16 protein-coding genes and 1 tRNA gene are annotated in these 20128 nt (G+C 46.7%); 12 read left to right on the forward strand and 5 right to left on the reverse strand.

From position 1 onward, the window contains the following. Positions 1-18 precede the first annotated feature (18 nt). The 4 genes from H8K55_RS06830 to H8K55_RS06845 all read left to right on the forward strand — a co-directional run bounded on the left by H8K55_RS06830 (position 19) and on the right by H8K55_RS06845 (position 3932). Complete coding sequence (locus H8K55_RS06830; RefSeq protein ID WP_186941328.1) at positions 19-1059, forward strand: aminoglycoside phosphotransferase family protein; 1041 nt, start codon at positions 19-21, stop codon at positions 1057-1059. 18 nt (positions 1060-1077) lie between these two features. Continuing rightward, entirely contained in the window at positions 1078-1836 is a 759-nt protein-coding gene (gene murU / locus H8K55_RS06835; protein WP_186941329.1) for an N-acetylmuramate alpha-1-phosphate uridylyltransferase MurU, read from the forward strand. A gap of 14 nt (positions 1837-1850) precedes the next feature. Further along, positions 1851-3020, forward strand: coding sequence for an FAD-dependent monooxygenase (locus tag H8K55_RS06840; protein ID WP_186941330.1), 1170 nt, complete (start codon positions 1851-1853; stop codon positions 3018-3020). Positions 3021-3272: 252 nt separating this feature from the next. Next, the gene (locus H8K55_RS06845; RefSeq protein ID WP_186941331.1) at positions 3273-3932 is read left to right on the forward strand and encodes a peroxiredoxin; all 660 of its coding nucleotides are present in this window, start codon (positions 3273-3275) and stop codon (positions 3930-3932) included. A gap of 98 nt (positions 3933-4030) precedes the next feature. On the opposite strand, the gene H8K55_RS06850 is transcribed toward H8K55_RS06845, so the two are convergent. The 5 genes from H8K55_RS06850 to H8K55_RS06870 form a co-directional block, all read right to left on the reverse strand. Then, on the reverse strand, positions 4031-5845 hold the full coding sequence (locus H8K55_RS06850; protein WP_186941332.1) for a M61 family metallopeptidase: 1815 nt from the start codon (positions 5843-5845) through the stop codon (positions 4031-4033). Between the two features lie 15 nt (positions 5846-5860). After that, the gene (locus tag H8K55_RS06855; protein WP_186941333.1) at positions 5861-6316 is read right to left on the reverse strand and encodes a DUF3429 domain-containing protein; all 456 of its coding nucleotides are present in this window, start codon (positions 6314-6316) and stop codon (positions 5861-5863) included. 168 nt (positions 6317-6484) lie between these two features. Next, positions 6485-7069: a nucleotidyltransferase family protein gene (locus tag H8K55_RS06860; RefSeq protein ID WP_186941334.1), complete on the reverse strand. Its 585-nt coding sequence runs from the start codon at positions 7067-7069 to the stop codon at positions 6485-6487. Positions 7070-7121: 52 nt separating this feature from the next. After that, entirely contained in the window at positions 7122-7877 is a 756-nt protein-coding gene (locus H8K55_RS06865) for a DsbC family protein (protein WP_186941335.1), read from the reverse strand. Positions 7878-7918: 41 nt separating this feature from the next. After that, complete coding sequence (locus H8K55_RS06870) at positions 7919-9124, reverse strand: FAD-dependent monooxygenase (protein ID WP_186941336.1); 1206 nt, start codon at positions 9122-9124, stop codon at positions 7919-7921. Positions 9125-9295: 171 nt separating this feature from the next. Here H8K55_RS06870 and H8K55_RS06875 point away from each other — a divergent pair. From H8K55_RS06875 to H8K55_RS06910, 8 genes are all read left to right on the forward strand, one after another. Beyond that, a tRNA-Phe gene (locus tag H8K55_RS06875) sits at positions 9296-9371 on the forward strand. A 474-nt stretch (positions 9372-9845) separates the two neighbouring features. After that, positions 9846-10952, forward strand: a complete 1107-nt coding sequence (locus H8K55_RS06880; RefSeq protein WP_186941337.1) for a hypothetical protein — start codon at positions 9846-9848, stop codon at positions 10950-10952. A 76-nt stretch (positions 10953-11028) separates the two neighbouring features. Further along, the gene (locus tag H8K55_RS06885) at positions 11029-11823 is read left to right on the forward strand and encodes a glycoside hydrolase family 75 protein (protein ID WP_186941338.1); all 795 of its coding nucleotides are present in this window, start codon (positions 11029-11031) and stop codon (positions 11821-11823) included. 241 nt (positions 11824-12064) lie between these two features. Then, complete coding sequence (gene hsdR, locus H8K55_RS06890; RefSeq protein WP_186941339.1) at positions 12065-14455, forward strand: EcoAI/FtnUII family type I restriction enzme subunit R; 2391 nt, start codon at positions 12065-12067, stop codon at positions 14453-14455. Between the two features lie 301 nt (positions 14456-14756). Further along, positions 14757-16226: a type I restriction-modification system subunit M gene (locus H8K55_RS06895; protein WP_186941340.1), complete on the forward strand. Its 1470-nt coding sequence runs from the start codon at positions 14757-14759 to the stop codon at positions 16224-16226. 2 nt (positions 16227-16228) lie between these two features. After that, a complete protein-coding gene (locus H8K55_RS06900) occupies positions 16229-17284 on the forward strand; it encodes a PDDEXK nuclease domain-containing protein (protein ID WP_186941341.1) in 1056 nt (351 codons plus the stop codon). Beyond that, a complete protein-coding gene (locus tag H8K55_RS06905; RefSeq protein ID WP_186941342.1) occupies positions 17281-19068 on the forward strand; it encodes a restriction endonuclease subunit S in 1788 nt (595 codons plus the stop codon). The genes H8K55_RS06900 and H8K55_RS06905 overlap by 4 nt, the downstream gene beginning before the upstream one ends. Before the next feature lie 45 nt (positions 19069-19113). Beyond that, positions 19114-20049: a 5'-nucleotidase gene (locus H8K55_RS06910; protein ID WP_186941343.1), complete on the forward strand. Its 936-nt coding sequence runs from the start codon at positions 19114-19116 to the stop codon at positions 20047-20049. The last annotated feature ends 79 nt before the right edge of the window (positions 20050-20128 follow it).

Here is a 20128-nt window from a genome sequence, read left to right on the forward strand (position 1 = left end):
TTTGCTACTGATACTTTTATGACATCCGCCTCTACTTCCCAAGATGCACAACGCCTGCAAGATTTAAATACTTGGCTCGCCAGCATTGCCAGCCCAAAACTTGATCTTGCCAGCCTGCGTATTGCCTCCGCCGACGCCAGCTTCCGCCGCTACTTCCGGATTGATGGCGAAGCGGAAGGCAATCGCTATACGTTCATCGTGATGGATGCGCCGCAACCGCAAGAGGATGTCAAACCCTTTATCCAGATCGCACAACTGTTTAAACAGATTAACCTGACAGTGCCCGAAGTGTTGGCGCAAGATACTGCTCAGGGCTTTTTGTTATTGACCGATCTGGGCACCACTATGTATTCGCATGTACTCAATAGCGATACTGCGCATAAACTCTACCTGGATGCGATTGATTCTTTGATCTTGTTGCAAACCCAAAGCCAACCCGATGTTTTGCCAGAATACGACCGAGAATTCTTACAACGCGAATTGATGATTTTCCCTGAGTGGTATATCAATAAGCATTTGGGCGTGACACTAACCGCAGCGCAAGAAGCCAGTTTGCAGCAAGTGTTTGACGCCTTGCTGGCGAATATCGTGGCGCAACCGCAAGTCTTTGTACACCGCGATTTTCATTCGCGCAATCTGATGTTGATGGACAAAGCTAATCCCGGCATTCTGGATTTCCAAGGCGCGCTGTATGGTCCTCTGACCTACGATCTGGTGTCTCTGTTGCGTGACGCCTATGTGCAATGGGATGAAGAAATGGTACTCGACTGGGCAATTCGTTACTGGGAAAAAGCCAAGAAGGCAGGCTTACCAGTCGCACCTGATATCGACAGTTTTTACCGCGATTTTGAATTCATGGGCTTACAACGCCATTTGAAAATTCTCGGCATCTTCGCTCGCCTCGCCCACCGTGATGGCAAACAGCATTACCTCGACGATATGCCAACCGTGATGGAATACGTGCGCAAAACATCGCATCGCTATAAAGAATTGATCCCGCTATTGCGCTTATTAGATGTGCTAGAAGAAACCGCGCCCAAGTTTGGCTATACATTTTAATTACACTCAGGTTCTCCGATGAAAGCAATGATATTGGCAGCTGGTCGCGGTGAGCGCATGCGACCTTTAACCGACACCTGCCCAAAACCTTTGTTGAAGGTGCGTGGTCGGCCTTTGATTGTTTGGCATATTTTGAATCTGGTCAAAGCGGGCATCACCGACATTGTCATCAATCACGCTCATCTCGGTCAAATGATCGTTGACGCCCTCGGTGATGGTAGCAAATATGGCGCTAAGCTGACTTACTCAGCGGAAGAGACCGCCCTAGAAACTGCCGGTGGCATTGCCAAAGCGCTGCCCTTGCTCAGTGATGGGATAGAGCCTTTTATCGTCGTCTCGGGTGATATTTATATTCCGCATTTTAATTTTGCAGAATGCCTGAACACACTGGAAGATAAAGATATGTGGGGCAATCCGCACCCTCTTGATCAGCGTGATGTGGCTTGGTTATACATGGTAAAAAATCCTGAATTTCACCCACAAGGTGATTTTTCTTTGAGTCTGATGGGGCTTAAAAATGAAGTGCGCGCCGATATGCAAAGACTGACGTTTGGCAATATCGGTGTCTATCGTCCAGAAATGTTTGCGGGTATTCAAGCTGGTACTCACGCTAAGTTAGCGCCGATTTTGCGCAACTATGCTGATCGAGGTCAACTCGGCGGCGAACTTTATCGCGGAGAATGGCATAACGTTGGTACGCCGGAACAGTTAGCTGCGCTAAATACACCTATCCGTGTATCGGCGCCCCCTCACCTGTCAAACGATCAAACACACTAAGCACAGTAATCACTATGGCGAGTTTCACACCCATTGCAATTTGCGGTGCAGGACCAGTCGGACAAGCGCTGGCACTGATGTTACTGCAACGTGGCATCGCTGCCGCGGATATAGTATTGCTAGAAGCGAAAACACGTGAGCAAGCCAGCAGAGATGCACGTTCGATTGCACTCTCGCATGGCAGCCAACAATTACTCAAAGCGATTCATGCGCCAGTTGAAAAATCGACGGCGATCAGAGAAATTCACGTATCAAGACGCGCCCACTTTGGACGTTGTCTAATACAAGCGAATGAATATCGCTTACCTGCACTCGGTTATGTGGCGCGTTATGCCGACATCTTAGCGCCACTGGAAGCCGCTATAGCACGATCAGGAATTCAGTTACTTCGCCCGGTACTAGTGAACGATTGCAATGAACAAACTGATGGCATCACGCTCACTTTTGAGAATGGCACTCAACATCGCTGCCAACTTTTAATACAAGCAGAAGGCGGCACTTTTGGCAGTCAGGTACAAGGTACGCAACATCATGACTACCAGCAAACCGCCGTGGTCAGCCACCTACTGTGTGACCAGCCAATTGCGCATCGTGCTTTTGAACGCTTTACCGAACAAGGTCCACTTGCACTCTTGCCACAAGAGGATGGGTACGCTTTAGTCTGGTGCGTTCGGCCAGAAACAGCGGTCACATTAACATCGTTGGACGAAGCAAAATTTTTGAACGAATTACAACATGCCTTTGGAAACCGCTTAGGTAAATTCACCCAAGCCAGTCCTCGTTTTAGTTTTCCGTTGGGACTAAATGCACAAGTAGACGGCAACAACAAACGTAGCGTAAGAATAGGTAATGCAGCACAAACCCTGCATCCTGTAGCCGGCCAAGGACTCAATCTCGGACTGCGCGATGCCCAAGTACTAACCCAAGCGATTGTGGCAGTGCAGTTCCATCACAAGGATGAAGCTGCACAAATCCAGAACGCCTTAAATCGCTTCTCGCAGCTGCGTGCAATCGATAGAAAAACAAGCATACGTCTTACCGACACCATGGCGCGTGTCTTTGCCAGCAGCCCCGACGGCAGTATCACACAAAGTTTGCTAGGCGCGGGCTTGGGGGCACTCGATATCGTTAGCCCGCTTAAGAAAATATTGGCCGAACAAATGATGTTTGGCTGGCGACAGTAATCAAGTCGATACAAGCTCATGCATTGAATGAGAAAAGCGAATAAGAAATTTAGCAATGAGTTTGGCAATAATACTTGCTAATATTTTATTGGTGCTTTGGTAGTAATTTGGCAGTAATTTGTTAGTATACATAGTGAAATACGCAGTGAAGTAAGTAATTGATTTTTTCCTGTATTTTCTACATTGACCATTTTTGATCGACGGTAGAAAACCGCAGAGACCCCAGCAAGAAAAAACTTAAAGGAGCTTTTTATGTCACTTCGCATCAACGATACCGCACCAAATTTCACCGCTCAAACGACACACGGCACAATCGATTTCCATCAATGGGTAGGCGATCAATGGGCGGTTTTATTTTCTCATCCAAAAGACTTCACGCCAGTTTGCACTACTGAATTGGGTTATATGGCAAAAATCGAACCCGAATTCACTAAGCGCAATACTAAGTTGATCGGACTCTCGATTGACCCAGTCGACAACCACAGCAAATGGGCTGCCGACATCCTTGAAACTCAGGGTGCAGAAGTGAAATACCCAATGATAGGCGACACCGATTTAGCAGTCGCAAAGTTATACAATATGTTGCCTGCTGATGAAGCTGGCACTTCTGAAGGTCGCACAGCCGCCACCAATGCCACCGTGCGTTCTGTATTCATTATTGGTCCGGATAAAAAAATTAAATTGATGCTGACTTATCCTATGACCACAGGCCGCAACTTTGACGAAATTTTGCGCGTGCTTGATTCCATGCAATTGACTGCAAAATTCAAAGTAGCGACCCCAGTCAATTGGAAAAATGGCGACGACGTAATTATTGCCGGATCCGTATCTGATGAAGATGCGAAAAAGACTTACCCAGATGGCTGGTCTGCTCCTAAGCCATACCTGCGCATAGTGAAGCAACCAAGCTAAGTATTTGCTGCGCTTTCGAAACTCAGTTCAGAATTGAGTTCAGAAAAAAGAACGGCTCGAAATTCGAGCCGTTTTTCTTTGTGTGAATTGTTCCTGCATCAATGCGAAGGTCGCTTCAATGAAGATGTTTTCTTACTGTTTTCAACGACGGTTAAATTAAAATTCGGCGTGTCATCGGCTTGCAATTTAAGATTAACACTCAACAATTCATCGCGACGGAAAGCGTGTATCTGCACCGTGTCGCCCACGCTGTAAGCCGTCAGCAAATTACTCAAGCCATTTGCTACATCGGCTGCGGTCACGCGCAAACCATTGAGCGCGACTAAGAGATCACCAGCCGACAATCCCGCTTTATGTGCGGCACCATGTTCATACACATGCGCCAATTTACAATCTGCGCCACTCTTAGCCAAGCGTACATTCAAAGATGCTTTCTTCGCGCTATTTGCATCAACGCACGCCACTGCAAAATCTGCATACAATTTTGCCAGCGGTAGGTCTTCTGTACCCTTAATGTATTTGTCGATAAAGCGTTTGATATTAAGACCCGTGACTTGCTCAACCAGGCTTGCGAATTCATCTTCACCTAAGCCTTGTTGCTTACCGGATGACGCTTTCGCATAAAAATCTTTACCAAATTTTTTCCACAATGCGCGCATTACATCATCGAGCGACTTTTTGCCCTGAGTTTCTGCACGTATGCTCAGATCAAGGCCGAGCGCGACTAAAGAACCTTTCGCGTAATAGCTAACGATGGCGTTCGGTGAGTTTTCATCTTGACGGTAATACTTAGTCCAGGCATCAAAGCTAGAATCGGCCAGACTTTGTTTTTTGCGCCCACTGCCGCGTTGTACGGCATTGATCGTTTTTGCGATCAGCTTCAGGTAGGCGTCTTCTTCAATCAAACCACAGCGACACAAAATCAAGTCATCGTAATAACTAGTGAAGCCTTCAAACAACCATAGCAAACTGGTGTAATTTTCTTGACTTAAATCGTAATCTGCAAATGCGGCAGGCTTAATGCGCTTCACATTCCAGGTGTGAAAATATTCATGACTGCACAAGGCCAAGAAGCTACGATAGCCTTCGCTCATGCTGACATCATTCTTGGTCGGTAAGTCGGCACGATTACAAATCAATGCAGTCGATGCACGATGCTCTAAACCGCCATAACCGTCACCGACCGCCATCGTCATAAAGACATAGCGCGACATCGGCGCTTGTTTACTACGTGGTTCAAAGAAGGCGATTTCGGTTTCACAAATTTTTTGCAAATCTTTCGCAATACGCGCGAGATCGAGATTCGGCACCTTGCCCGTCACCACAAAATCATGCGGTATGCCATGCGCCTTAAAGCTGACCAAGGCAAATTCACCCATCTCTACCGGATGATCGATTAAGTCATCATAATCAGTGGCAATATAGGAGCCGAAGCCATAACGCTTAGCTTTTAATTCAGGTAAAGATGTCGCGACTCGCCAGTTCTTTGCCGCTGCATCAACTGGTTTTTGAATCTCCAATTCATGACAGACATGCTCTTGTCCATGTACTTGCAAAAATACACTGGTGCCGTTGAAGAAACCATGACTCTGATCCAAATGCGCAGCGCGCACTGATAAATCCCAGGCATACACTTCGTACGAAATCTGCAGCGCACCATCGCATGGTGCGGCCTGCCAACTCGTCTTATTTAATTTTTTCAGCGCGATTTTTTTGCCATTGGTCGTGGCGCTGATACGAATAATATTCCGGGCGAACTCACGCACCATATAGCTGCCAGGTATCCACACCGGCAAAGAAACAATTTGTCCAGCCGGATCGGGTGCTGCAATCGTCAACGTGACTTGAAATAAATGCGCGGCCAAATCATGGGGAACGATGCTGTAATGCACAGCAGGAACTTGCTTAGTCATGATTGTTCTTCCCTGTTATAAACGAATATTTGCAGCGAGGAAGGTGAACACTTGTGTCGTCACCACGACAGCGGTTAGGCGGAAACGCAATTCCACAAACCACGCCGGCATAGCAAAGCGCTGATACATGCGTTTATCGTATTGATAAGAATAGATGAAAGCCGCCATTTGCACCAAGAAACCGATCACCGTCATTTGCGACATCGCGAACCAGGCAATAATGACTGGCAACACCCCCGATAACAAATCACGTTTCGCATCTTGCGCACTACGCTCTTTGCCTATCAATGCCAAACCCCAATGCAAGCCACCGAGAAATCCCAGGATTGCAATCCCGTACACCAACTGCGCTTCGACAAAGAACGGCATCCATTCTGGATGCACTATCCAGCACAGCAAAGTTAATAAGACGAAAGGGATCAAACCAAGCAAGCCGAGGCGCGTGGCAAATTGTTTATCAAGATTATCCATATCAGGCGCAAAAAGATCGCGTCGCAGCGAAGGTAGAAAGAAAGGCGCTATTTTAGGCGAAATAGCAGGGGCTTGCGATGATTTACGATGAAAGTCAGGGAACTTATTTACTGCGCACACAGTATGTGAACTAAATGCGCCAAATAAGCGCAATTATGCAAAAATCACTTAATGCAAATCCTCGGGCAGATCGATGTCACGCAAAATACCGGGATCATCGACGATCAACTCTGTCACAGGCAAGCTCTGCAATAACTGGCGCGCACCGCGGTCGCCCTCTAATTGACTCAGCTCCTGACTATATTTTTTAGCAAAACCGACTGGATTGCCACGCTGCCCGGCAAAAGTGGGCACCACAATCTGTGCGCCCTCTGCCAAACTTGATGCAATTGCCTGAATTGTCTCGACACGTATGAACGGCATATCGGCTAAAACGATAATAAAAGCGTCAGCCTCTATCGGCAGATGCTGCAAGCCTGTACGTAATGAATTGGACATTCCCCATGGTGCATCTTCGCAGACCACGACTGGTATATCTAACATCTTGAGAGAATCTTGTACGGAGTCAGCGTCGCGTGCCACTACTGCGATGGTATGTGGCAAGACCTGTTGTAAATTCGTGGCGCTAGTCGTCACAATATTGCGCCCGTCAGGCAATTGCTGCAAAAGTTTATGCCGCAAACCGCTGGCATCAAAGCGTTTCCCCTGCCCGGCGGCCAATAAGATACCGTAACAGAGGAAAGGTTTGGGCATGTTGAAGTGAAGGTTGGGAATTGCTCAGCGAAAACTCAGTGATGTGCCAACATTACTTCGCCGCCACTGCGGGAGCAGAAGTTTTCAGGCTGGCAAATTTCTCTTCCAAGGCTTTCACATCTACCATACCTGGCAAACGTGAACCATCGGTAAAGATCACTGTCGGGGTACCAGAAACGCGCATTTTTTTGCCCAATGCCAGTACTTTTTCATGCGGAGCCGTACAGCTAGCGGCAGCAGCTGGTGCTACTTTTCCATTCAACATCCAATCATCCCAGGCCTTACTACGATCAGAAGAACACCAGATGTCACGCGACTTCGCAATCGAATCGTCGGCCAAAATGTTATACATAAATGTGTAAACAGTGATGTTATCAACCGTTTGCAAAGTCTTTCTGAATTTTTTGCAATAGCCACAATTCGGATCTTCAAAAATCGCAATCACGCGCTTGCCATCCCCTTTTACATATTTGACAGCGGCATCTAAAGGCAATTCAGAAAAATTTACCCGATTTAACTCATCAGTACGTTGTTTAGTGAAATTCACCGTGCCTTTGATGTCGATGACACTGCCAACAAAAACATATTTTGCTTTTTCATCGGTGTACACAATTTCATTGCCCATGCGCACTTCATACAAACCGCCATACGGTGTCTTGGTGACGGAATCCACCTTGACGCCACCGCCAATATTCGCGGACACCATTTTTTTGATATATTCCTCGGTCTGCGATTGCGCATGAGCTAAACCCGCAAAACCTACCGTCATCAGCGCAGTAACAGCGAGCGCAACAAAATTCTTTTTCATAATAACTCTCTCAAATATTCTCAAATAATTTCATACTTTGATTATTTTCCCATCGCGTGAGAAATCAATTTTCTTTTTAGGACAGGTAAGCTGTTCAGTAAGTTCATTCCCACATTGCGCGCCAGACGAACGGCAGGAAATGGGCTACCAAAGAGTCGCGCCAGCCCATCCGTCGTGATTTGCATCAACGCGACTTCTTCACTACGAGCGCGCCGATAACGACTCAACAAGCGCGCATCTCCACAATCTCTATGTGCTTCGCGTTCATTCAAAATCTTCAATAATGCCTGCACATCGCCAAAACCCAAATTCATGCCATGTCCAGCCAAAGGATGAACTGCATGCGCCGCATCGCCAATTAAAGCGATCCGCTCCGCCACCATGCTATGTGGACGAATCAGTCGCAAAGGAAAAGCTTTAATCGCTTCTGGTTGCAAAGGCCTTAATTGTCCCAAAGCTGACGCAGCAAAAGGTGCCAGGCGTTGCGTCAATTCTTCTAAAGAACCGTGCATCAACTCCGCCGCCAGTGCATCAGGTGCCGACCATACCAAGGACACCTGATTGCCGGGTAGAGGTAATAGAGCAATGATGCCCTGCTCTTCCACAAACCACTGACGAGCAATACCATGATGCGGCTTTTCGCAAGCAAAATTCGTCACCACGCCTCGCTGCCCGTACGAACGATAATCTAAACCGATATCAGCCTGACCTCGCACCCATGACTGCGCACCATCCGCCCCAAGGATCAACTGCGCCTGAATTTGCCGACCATCAACCAAATTAATACAGGCACAATTCAAATCGGTAATCAGTTTTTCTGCTTGACCAGTTACATATTGAATATTCGGCGCAAAATCTAGGGCAGCATCCAATGCATGATTCAAATTACTATCTTCAACTATCCACGCCAGCTCATTGATATACGCACCATAAGCATCAAAATCGAGCTTGCCATCGACCGCTTCGGCCGCATCATGCACTTGCATCGCAGTCACTGGCGCAATCCGTGCCGCATCCAGAGCACCCCAGACTTTAAGGCTATCGAGTAAATCATGCGCAACATGATTCAAGGCAAAGACCCGCACATCCCATTCATTAGGCAAGGCCCGTGCAGCATTGCGCGGCGTCGCAGCAGCTCTCAACAAAGTCACCGACAAATCCGCCTGCGCCAAACCCAAAGCCGCAGCCTTACCCACCGCACCATCGCCAACCACACAAATATCCGAAAGAATCACCTGATGACTCATGGCTAACCTTTATATAACAGAACCCAGCAAAACCCGCATTCGCCGCCTATTATACGTGAGCCAATTCTCTTATTAAGAATGCCTTGATATCTACTGATATGAGCTTATCGATAAGGTCAAAACAGAAATTATTTGCTTTTTCGAAGATAAGTGTCTATAATTCTTGGTCTTGGCCTGGTAGCTCAGTCGGTAGAGCAGAGGATTGAAAATCCTTGTGTCGGTGGTTCGATTCCGCCCCGGGCCACCAAGAAATATGCAATAAAATCAAATGGTTACACGCTTCGGCTGGTAACCATTTTTTTTGCATAAAATTTCCTCACGAGAGGTTTAAGCCTTTTCGATCAGGCACCGCAGCCCACATTATTGATCATCTCATAAAATCCATCAGTTCCTTCGCTTTTCGACGTCACATAAAAGCCTGTGCAACTCATCAAGCCAAAAGAACGAATGAAGCTTCGCCACAATGCACTTTAGGTTCCCTACCCGCAGCATCACCGTTCACATTAAAAACCAAAAATTTTTCGTGAAGCCAAACTCTCTTTGCTGTGAATGATATTACTTCTTTTCTTTACAAGAATAAAATTCTAGATCAGTATTTAGTCGGCATTGCGAATTACCGAGCAAATTGACATTTTCTTAGTGTGACTAGTGCCGCATTTTTCCTTAGCTCTACAAACAGTGACGTTCAGGTACTTTGCCTTATCTAGAAGGAGACCAAGAAATGACGAAACAAGTTTTAGCTGCGGCTCTCATATCAATCAGTCTTGCAGGCTGTGCCAACTTCAATAGTGTATACAGAGATCTAAAAACAGGAGAGGGGACAGGCGCTCTGATCGACATAAAACAGCGTGCGATCATCGCCAGTAAAACAGGGGAAGGCACGAATCAAAAAATCATTGTCTGCGCAGAACCGAGCCCGGATGCACTTTCGGCATATGCTGCAGAATTAGCAGGGAAAGCAGATCTTCCCAGCGGTACTTCAGCACAACTTTCCAGTGCATTCCAGGAAAGCGCTTCATTCACTGGGCTACGGACACAAAGCATACAATTGCTTCGAGACTCAATGTACAGAATGTGCGAAGCGCACATGAACGGAGCAATCACAGCAGGCCAATATGACATTCTGGCAAGGAGATACCAGAAACATACGGTCGCACTATTAGCAATTGAACAGTTAACTGGTGCTATAAAGGCCCCAGCAGTAACAATAAATACCAGCGGCTCTGCTGAGGCCGCACGTTCAATTTCAGAAATGCGTGTGGAAAGTTCTGCTCTGGATAAAAAAATCACAGATTTAGAAACGAAAAAAGCAGCCTCTGGAGCATCGGATGCTGACAAGAAAAACCTTGATGAACAAATTAAGCAACTCAAGTCGGACAAGGAGGCTATTGCTAAGGGTATCGAAAATGCAAAAGGGACTTTGGTAAGCGGAAATGCGACTGCCAACGTAAGTAATCTTGGCGTGCTGACACAGCGTAACGATGAGCATATCCAAGCGATCGCTGGCACTGTCGAGAAAATTGTTACATCAATTATCAATACGGACGATAGAGGTCAGCTTTGCTTCCTCCAGCTATCAAACGATACGCAAACAACCAGCGAAGGACACAAAAAAATTCAAGATTATTGCTTGCAAACTTTGGCTTTTGAACAAACTGCTTCGAAGATACAAATCGATGCTCTTCAAGAATCACTAAAAAATCTATTAGCATCAAATGCAACTCCCGCGATAAAAGCAGCAGAATCACAGAAAATTGCGGAACAAGCTGAAAAACTTGCCAACAAGTTTCGATTACTCAGCGCGCCATTCAAGCCGAAATCCGAATAAATCTTTACTCTTTAATTTCTTAACTGGGAGGCGCTAACTTGCCCTCCCTTTCTCATGACAACCTAGGGGTATATGAATGATACGCAATTTCTTAACGGTATTACTCGCCACCGCGACCATACAAGCGACTGCTGCAGAATGTGGCTTTTCCGATTGGTCCAAGTATCAAGACACCAAGTTATATAAACACAATGCTCTCCCGGCATATCTTTTTCACACTTCATCGGTCAAAGTAGATGCAGATGGTGCACCGAACGCTTACCACCCTGACGACACCAAACTGCATTGTACAAAAGGAGTTGGATTCAAGGGCCTCGATTGCCCCGCCAATGCAGGATATCCGAACCAAACTTGGTGGCCTTCTGTATTAGTGATTGACACAAACAATCCTTCGCTACCCTACATACAAAAAGCTCCTTCAGAATTCGCTGGTTTTTTTGTTTCGCAGACTTCTTTGTTTGATGCATCGAAAGAAAAAAACAATCCAGAAAGATTTGTAGATTCGCGCAACATACCGTATCTCGTTTTTCCTAGAGAATTCCATAAATTAGCGGGCACTGGTTCAATGGGAGACTTTGGCTATGCAACAAACCTAACCAACGGCAAGACCTCCGCATTTATCGTAGCGGAAATCGGCCCAAGAAAAGCGAAACTTGGTGAAATGTCGATCGCCTTGGCCACGTCACTGGGAGGGGAAAATCCAAATCCAAGAACTGGTGCAGGTTCCCCCAAAGGAAAATTCTTATTTGTTGTTTTTCCAAAGTCAAAAACTACGCCGTCCTGGCCATTGACTAGCGCCCAAATTGCAGAAAAAGTTAAACCGTTGATTTTGGAAATCGGCGGGTCGACTGCGCTCGACGCTTGCAAATAGGCTAATTAGCTCCATCTTGCATTCAATCGTGTAGGCGGACGTCTCAGTGGGTAATTTAGTCGATTAAATTACCCACTCATTTTTACCATAATGAATACCTGATCAATTCTTTACATGTAAATTTACGCCCTCAAAAAAAGACCACGAACTATTCTATAAATCCCGCAAATATCGCCTGCGCTCTATATAGAGACTGCAGTACAATCACTGCTCCTCATTTTGATGGACAGTGGATCAGTCGATGGATAAAAAGAGCCTTTCTGAGCGCGATATCTGCAGCAAATACATTACCCTCGCCATTGTTGAAGCAGGCTGGGATTTGCACACACAAATTCGAGAAGAAGTCAGCTTCACCAAAGGTCGCATTATCGTGCGCGGTAAATTGCATACGCGCGGTGAACAAAAGCGCGCTGACTACATCCTGTACTACAAGAAAAATATTCCTATCGCCGTCATCGAAGCCAAAGACAACAAGCACAGTGTTGGCGATGGTATGCAACAAGCTTTGAACTACGCAGAAACCTTAGGTGTGCCATTTGTCTTTAGCTCAAACGGCGACGCATTTCAGTTCCACGACCGAACAGGCAATGCCACAAAAACTGAGATCGAGATTAGTCTCGCAGAATTTCCTTCACCATCCGAACTATGGCAACGCTACTGCGTTTGGAAAGGCATCGCCACACCAGAAGCAATCCAAACCGTAGAAATGCCTTACTACGACGATGGCACTGGCCGCACGCCGCGCTACTATCAAGCCAATGCGATTAACAATACCGTTGAAGCGATCGCCAGAGGACAGCAACGCGTGCTGCTAGTCATGGCAACAGGCACGGGCAAGACCTATACAGCATTTCAAATCATCTGGCGCTTGTGGAAGTCTGGCACCAAGAAACGCATCTTGTTTCTGGCTGACCGCAACATCTTGGTCGATCAAACCAAGAACAATGATTTCAAACCCTTTGGCGCGGCCATGACCAAGATCAGCAAGCGTCAGGTCGATAAAAGTTATGAGATTTACCTCTGTCTATATCAAGCGGTCACAGGCTCAGAAGAAGAACAAAACATCTACAAACAATTTACGCCAGACTTCTTTGATCTGATCGTGATTGACGAATGTCACCGTGGCAGTGCGGCAGAGGATTCTGCTTGGCGCTCGATTTTGACTTATTTCAGCAACGCCACGCACGTCGGTTTAACCGCTACACCCAAAGAAACTAAAGAAGTTTCCAGCATCAATTATTTTGGCGATCCGGTGTATAGCTATACCCTTAAGCAAGGTATCGAAGATGGTTTCCTCGCTCCGTATAAAGTAGTGCGTATCGATATCGACAAAGACCTGCAAGGTTGGCGACCGAGCAAAGGCCAGCTCGACAAGCATGGTCAAGAAATTGAAGACCGTATCTACAATCAAGTCGATATGGACAGAACGCTAGTGCTAGAGAAACGCACAGAATTGGTCGCAAAGAAGATCACCGAATTTCTGACAGCGACAGATCCTTACGCCAAAACAATCGTCTTTTGCGATGACATCGATCACGCCGAACGCATGCGCCAAGCTTTAGTCAATCTCAATCCAGAGCGAGTCAAAGAAAGTCGTAAGTACATCATGCGCATCACAGGCGACGAAAAAGAAGGCAAAGCCGAGCTGGATAACTTCATCAACCCGGAAGAGCGCTACCCCGTCATCGCCACCACGTCTAAGCTCATGACGACAGGCGTCGATGCACAAACTTGTAAATTGGTAGTCCTAGATCAGCACATCAAATCCATGACCGAGTTCAAACAGATGATAGGCCGTGGCACACGCATCAACGAGGATTACAACAAATACTGGTTCACCATCATGGATTTTAAAAAGGCGACCGAGCTGTTTGCCGACAAAGACTTTGATGGCGAGCCCGTGATCATCTACGAACCAAAGGGCGAAGACTCCCCAGTACCGCCGGATGAAGTCGTCGAAGTAACTTTAGACGAAGATGGCAATCCTATCGCGCCTGCCAATCCCGACGACCAAGATCCATTCACCTACGATGAAAGCCAAATCCACCTAGGCGATGATGAAGTACGCCAAGGCCGCGTTAAATACATCGTCGGCGATGTCGATGTCTATGTCACCTCAGAGCGCGTGCAATACATGGGACCAGATGGCAAGCTCATCACCGAGTCGCTCAAAGATTACACCCGTCAAACCATACGTAAAGATTACTCTTCACTCGATCAATTCTTGCTGCGTTGGAGCAAAGCAGAACGCAAGAGCGCCATCTTGCAAGAATTAGAACAACACGGCGTATTGTTAGAAGCACTCGCACAAGATGTCGGTAAAGACTTCGACGCCTTCGATTTAATCTGCCACGTCGCCTTCGATCAACCACCACTCACCCGCCGTGAACGCGCAGACCAAGTGAAGAAGCGCAACTACTTCACCAAATACGGCGAACAAGCCAGACAGGTTTTAGAAATCCTCTTAGAAAAATACGCGGACACAGGTATAGAGAATATCGAAGACATCAAAATCCTCACGCTAGACCCGTTTAAAAACATGGGCACCGCCAGCGAATTGGTATCCGCCTTTGGTGGCAAACCCGCCTATATGGCGGCACTTGCAGAACTGGAGCAAAATTTATACGCATAAGCGGTAAGTACGAATATACGCATAAGCAGTAAGTACGAAAATAGAAAACGGCAAATTGTTTTAGCCCCCTCTCCCGCAAGCGGGAGAGGGTCGGGGTGAGGGAGATTGAGTCGCGCACAACGCATGAAAATTGACGATATAAACGAACAAATAAAGATCGAATATCGTTGCACTACCGCCCTCACCCCCAACCCCTCTCCCGCTTGCGGTAGAGGGGAGTTTAAAAAAGTACAAAAAACGAAACAAGAACTAAATCAAAACATCAACAAACCAACAAAAACCTTAAGCAGAAAAGAACACCATGAGCATTTCCAGCACCATCAAATCCATCCAAGACATCATGCGCAAAGACGTAGGCGTTGACGGCGACGCCCAGCGCTTAAGTCAGCTCGTCTGGATGTTATTCCTCAAAATCTTTGATGACCGCGAATCAGAATGGGAACTACTGCAAGACAACTACGTATCCCCTTTACCAGAACAATACCGCTGGCGTAATTGGGCAGCCAATGCCGAGGGCATGACCGGTGACGAACTCAAACAGTTTCTCGATGTTGACATGTTCCCCGCGCTACAAAAACTAGAAGCCAGAGGGGACGATCAGCGCGCCTTCGTGATCCGCTCGGTGTTTGAAGACGCCTACAACTACATGAAGTCCGGCCAACTAATACGCCAAGTCATCAACAAAATTCAAGAGGGCGTCGATTTCAACAAAGCGCAAGAGCGCCATCTGTTCGGCGACATGTACGAACAATTACTGCGCGACTTACAAGCCGCAGGCAATGCGGGCGAGTTCTACACACCCCGCGCCGTCACCGCATTCATGGTGCAAATGGTCAACCCGCGTCTCGGTGAAAAAGTGATGGACCCAGCCTGTGGCACAGGCGGTTTCTTAACCTGCTCGATAGAACACATCCGCAGCCACGACGTCAAAACCGTGGACGACGAAACGCAATTGCAAAACAGTATCTTGGGCATAGAAAAAAAGCCTATGCCGCATTTACTCTGCACCACCAATATGATCTTGCACGGCATGGATACGCCGATCAACATCCGCCATGACAACACCCTGTCTTACCCTTTGATTAGTTGGGGGCCACAACAGCGCGTCGATGTCATCGTCACCAACCCACCGTTTGGCGGCATGGAAGAAGACGGCATCGAATCCAACTTCCCCACCGCCTTTCGCACCCGCGAGACCGCCGATTTGTTTCTGGTACTGATCATACAAATGCTCAAAGCCAATGGTCGCGCCGCACTGGTTTTGCCAGATGGCTTTTTATTCGGCGAAGGCATCAAAACTCGCATTAAAGAAAAACTGCTGGACGAATGCAATCTGCACACCATCGTACGCCTGCCCAATGGCGTGTTCGCGCCCTACACCGGCATCAAAACCAACCTGCTATTTTTCAGCAAAGGCAAACCCACACAGGACATTTGGTTTTACGAACACCCCTACCCAGAGGGCGTCAAAAGCTATAACAAAACCAAGCCGATGAAGATAGAAGAGTTCGCAGCAGAACGCGCGTGGTGGGGCAAAGAAACGGATGGCTTCAGTACCCGTACGGAAAACAGCCAAGCATGGAAAGTCAGCCTAGAAGAGATCAAGGCACGTAACTACAATCTCGATTTCAAGAACCCACACGTAGGCGAACAAGAAATTCATGATCCAGAAATTTTGCTGGCGCAGTACGCAGCCATGCAAAATGAGATTGGTGCCCTCCGTGGGAAACTGAAGGATATCTTACAAAATGCCTTGCAAGGGAATGCTTAATCATGACAGCGCCAGTCAATATTCAACCGCTATACGAACAAGTTCGGCTAGTTCTTGATAGCGCCCAGCAGCAAGTTCGTCACACCATTAACGATGTCATGGTGCAAAGCTATTGGCATGTTGGTCGTTTAATCGTAGAAGATGAGCAAGGCGGTGCTGCTCGTGCGCAATACGGTAAGCAAACCCTGCAACAACTCTCGCAAAAGCTCAGCGCCGAATATGGAAAAGGCTTTTCACCGCAAAGTTTGTGGAGTTTTCGACAATTTTATCTTGAGTTTCCAATTCTCTCTACACTGTGGAGAGAATTGCACTGGTCCCATTACAAGGTCTTAATTCGCATCAAAGACAAGACGGCGCGCGATTGGTATGCCAATGAAGCAGCGACCCAAGGATGGAGCGTACGCGCCTTAGATCGCCAGATCAGCACCCTATTTTACGAACGTCTTCTATCCAGCCAAGACAAGGCCGCAGTGCAGAACGAAGCGATTGCTCTCATCGCCGAACACGCGCCCAACGCTACCACTGATGCCAATGCGGCACGCGACTTTATCCGCGATCCCTACGTACTAGAATTCCTCGGTGCCCAACCCGGTGCCACCCTCTTTGAAAAAGAATTAGAAAGCAATTTGCTAGGCCAGCTACAAAACTTCTTGCTAGAGCTAGGCAAGGGCTTCGCCTTTGTCGCCAGACAAAAACAATTACGCGTAGAAGGCGATGATTTCTTTGTTGATCTGGTGTTTTACAACTACCTGCTCAAATGCTTTTTATTAGTCGATCTCAAAGTCGGCAAACTCAGCCACCAAGACGTCGGCCAAATGGATATGTATGTGCGCGTGTTTGAAGAACAATACCGAGGCGAAGGCGACAACCCCACGCTAGGCTTAATCCTTTGCTCAGAACGCAACGAAGCCGTCGCCAAATACTCGCTACTCGCAGATAGCCAACACCTATTCGCCAGCCGCTACCGCGCCTTTTTGCCCACCGAAGAACAATTGCAAGCCGAACTACAACGTGACCGCGCCGTGTTAGAAAATGCCCAAGCAGGAGAGCAGGCATGAGCGCCATACATCAACTTATCACCGATCATCTCGATATTTGGACCGCCGCAGACACCGAAAAAAAATCGGGACGTGGGCGAGCTTCTGGCAATGCGAATAGCGTGTATGGCATTAAGAAATTGCGTGAATTGATTTTGGAATTGGCGGTGCGCGGGAAGTTGGTGCCGCAAGATCCGAATGATGAACCTGCCTTTGAGTTGTTGAAGCGTCTTAACGAAGATAATTTATTGCTCGTCAATGAGGGAAAAATAAAAAAGGAAAGACCTTTACCCGCCATTACCGAAGACGAAAAACTATTCGAAATACCTTCGAATTGGGAATGGGTACGGCTTGATGACATCGGAAGTACCTTCATCGGACTAACATATTCACCAAAAGACATTACTGATGTTGGAATCCCAGTGCTACGTTCGTCGAATATTCAAAACGGAAAAATTGATTTAACAGATCTTGTTCGAGTGTCGGCGAATATTAAGAGCAATCTATTTGTGAACCATGGTGATCTGTTAATTTGTGCCCGAAATGGAAGTAAGTCTCTAGTCGGTAAAACGGCGATGATCAAAGATCTAAATGAGCCAATGGTTTTTGGCGCATTTATGGCGATATATAAAAGTCGATTCAATTGTTATGTCGAAGTATTTCTGAATTCACCAATTTTTAGAAAATTCCTTGACGGAGTTGCGACAACGACTATAAATCAAATAACACAAAACAATCTCAAGACAACATCGATACCCATTCCTCCCCTTGAGGAACAACACCGCATAGTAGCCAAAGTAGACGAACTAATGGCGTTATGCGACCAACTAGAAGCCCAACACAACAACGCCGCCGACGCCCACGAACAACTCGTCAGCCACTTGTTAAGCACGCTCACGCAATCGCAAGATGCAGCAGACTTCAACGCCAACTGGCAACGCATCGCCACCCATTTCGACTCCCTGTTCACTACTGAATCCAGCATAGACGCCCTCAAACAAACCCTGCTGCAACTAGCAGTCATGGGCAAACTCGTACCACAAGACCCGAACGACGAACCGGCTAGCGAGTTGCTTAAGCGGATACAGGCTGAGAAAGCGAAGTTGGTTGCTGAGGGGACGATTAAGAAGGATAAACCGTTGGCGGCGATTGAAGAAAATGAGAAGTGTTTTGATCTTCCTAAAGGTTGGGAGTGGATTAGGCTTGGCACATTGGTCGAAAAAAGCGGTGCTGGTTGGAGTCCAAGCTGTGAAGCATATCCACGCATTGGTACTGATTGGGGGGTATTAAAAGTTAGTGCTGTATCTTGGGGTAAATTTTTACCTGATGAGAATAAAGCACTTCCAAAGTCGCTTGAGGCGAGATTGGATTGTGTGGTTGAGGAAGGGGATTTCTTAATATCCAGAGCAAATACCGCTGAACTAGTGGCGAAAAGTGTGGTAATCGACGAGTGCCCACCTAATTTAATGCTGTCAGACAAAATCGTCAGGCTTCGCCTTTCATCACTTTGCGACAAACAGTTTATCAATCTTGCAAATGCGTCGCCATTTGCACGAGCCTATTATTTACTCCACGCTGGTGGAACAAGTAGCTCTATGAAAAATGTGACGAGAGAACAGATACTTAACCTCATTTTCTGTTGTCCTCCACTAGAGGAACAACATCGCATAGTAGCCAAAGTAGATGAACTAATGTCCATATGCGAGCAACTAAAATCCCGCATCATCAAAGCTAAACAGCATCAACAAAAACTAGCTGATGTTCTCGTAGAAAATTCACTCTCAATGTCGAAACCACTCCACTGAGTGTCAATCACAAGCTCACACTCTATTTAAGAAAGTGAAGAAAATATGGCGTATCCCATCGAAAGAAAATTAGTGATCGGTGTCTCGTCGAGTGCGCTGTTTGATCTCTCGGAGTCGAATCAAATCTATTTAGATCATGGTGTTGCTGCGTATCGAGATCATCAAGAAACCAATATCGATCTTCCTTTCCCTCGTGGCGTGGCGTTTCCTTTTATTCGACGGTTTTTGAGCATTAACAAAGCATTCCCAAAACAATCACCAGTCGAAGTTGTCCTATTATCGAGAAATTCGCCTGAGACTGGATTAAGAATTTTTCGTTCGATCAAACACTATGGATTAGATGTCAGCCGCGCGGCTTTCATGGCTGGTCGTTCACCACATGAATACCTGCCTGCATTTAACGCTTCACTTTTTCTAAGTGCGAACGAAAGCGATGTACAAAGAGCGATTGATGAAGATTATCCGGCTGGCGTTGTCTTGCCGTCGAAAGTTTACGATGATGAAGCTGACGCAGAACTGCGAGTCGCATTCGATTTTGATGGCGTAATTGCGGATGATGAGGCGGAGACGGTGTTCAAGAAGAATAATGACTTAGAGGAGTTTCAGGCACACGAAGCTAAGAATATGTCCATTCCACATCAACCAGGTCCTCTTGCCGACCTATTTAAGAAGCTCTCCTTCATGCAAAAGCTAGAAGAGAAGCGGCAAAAGGAGGAACCAAGTTATCAAAAAATTTTACGAATTTCCATCGTAACTGCACGAAACGCGCCATCGCACGAACGTGTTGTTACTACACTCAAAGATTGGGGTGTTTCTGTCGATGAAGCTTTTTTCTTAGGCGGAATGGAAAAATCTAGAGTTCTAACAGTTTTAAAACCCCATATGTTTTTTGACGATCAACGCAGTCACTTAGAATCACCGGGAGGAGATATTCCTATGGTGCACATTCCATTTGGGATCGCCAATCAAAAAGCAGTGTAATCGATAAAATGGTCTGTCATAATTATTCTCTAGTGAACACGATTGGAATCAGCTTCGCAATAGACTCAAAAACATAAAC

Source organism: Affinundibacterium flavidum, assembly GCF_014284175.1.
Lineage (GTDB): Bacteria > Pseudomonadota > Gammaproteobacteria > Burkholderiales > Burkholderiaceae_D > Undibacterium > Undibacterium flavidum.

Bases quoted from the DNA above. Each gene is read 5' to 3' on its own strand.
- H8K55_RS06880 (WP_186941337.1), top strand. From the start codon at position 9,846: ATGACGAAACAAGTTTTAGCTGCGGCTCTCATATCAATCAGTCTTGCA.
- H8K55_RS06850 (WP_186941332.1), bottom strand. From the start codon at position 5,845: ATGACTAAGCAAGTTCCTGCTGTGCATTACAGCATCGTTCCCCATGAT.
- hsdR (WP_186941339.1), top strand. From the start codon at position 12,065: ATGGATAAAAAGAGCCTTTCTGAGCGCGATATCTGCAGCAAATACATT.
- H8K55_RS06885 (WP_186941338.1), top strand. From the start codon at position 11,029: ATGATACGCAATTTCTTAACGGTATTACTCGCCACCGCGACCATACAA.
- H8K55_RS06840 (WP_186941330.1), top strand. From the start codon at position 1,851: ATGGCGAGTTTCACACCCATTGCAATTTGCGGTGCAGGACCAGTCGGA.
- H8K55_RS06870 (WP_186941336.1), bottom strand. From the start codon at position 9,124: ATGAGTCATCAGGTGATTCTTTCGGATATTTGTGTGGTTGGCGATGGT.
- H8K55_RS06830 (WP_186941328.1), top strand. From the start codon at position 19: ATGACATCCGCCTCTACTTCCCAAGATGCACAACGCCTGCAAGATTTA.
- H8K55_RS06860 (WP_186941334.1), bottom strand. From the start codon at position 7,069: ATGCCCAAACCTTTCCTCTGTTACGGTATCTTATTGGCCGCCGGGCAG.
- H8K55_RS06910 (WP_186941343.1), top strand. From the start codon at position 19,114: ATGGCGTATCCCATCGAAAGAAAATTAGTGATCGGTGTCTCGTCGAGT.
- murU (WP_186941329.1), top strand. From the start codon at position 1,078: ATGAAAGCAATGATATTGGCAGCTGGTCGCGGTGAGCGCATGCGACCT.
- H8K55_RS06895 (WP_186941340.1), top strand. From the start codon at position 14,757: ATGAGCATTTCCAGCACCATCAAATCCATCCAAGACATCATGCGCAAA.
- H8K55_RS06865 (WP_186941335.1), bottom strand. From the start codon at position 7,877: ATGAAAAAGAATTTTGTTGCGCTCGCTGTTACTGCGCTGATGACGGTA.
- H8K55_RS06905 (WP_186941342.1), top strand. From the start codon at position 17,281: ATGAGCGCCATACATCAACTTATCACCGATCATCTCGATATTTGGACC.
- H8K55_RS06855 (WP_186941333.1), bottom strand. From the start codon at position 6,316: ATGGATAATCTTGATAAACAATTTGCCACGCGCCTCGGCTTGCTTGGT.
- H8K55_RS06900 (WP_186941341.1), top strand. From the start codon at position 16,229: ATGACAGCGCCAGTCAATATTCAACCGCTATACGAACAAGTTCGGCTA.
- H8K55_RS06845 (WP_186941331.1), top strand. From the start codon at position 3,273: ATGTCACTTCGCATCAACGATACCGCACCAAATTTCACCGCTCAAACG.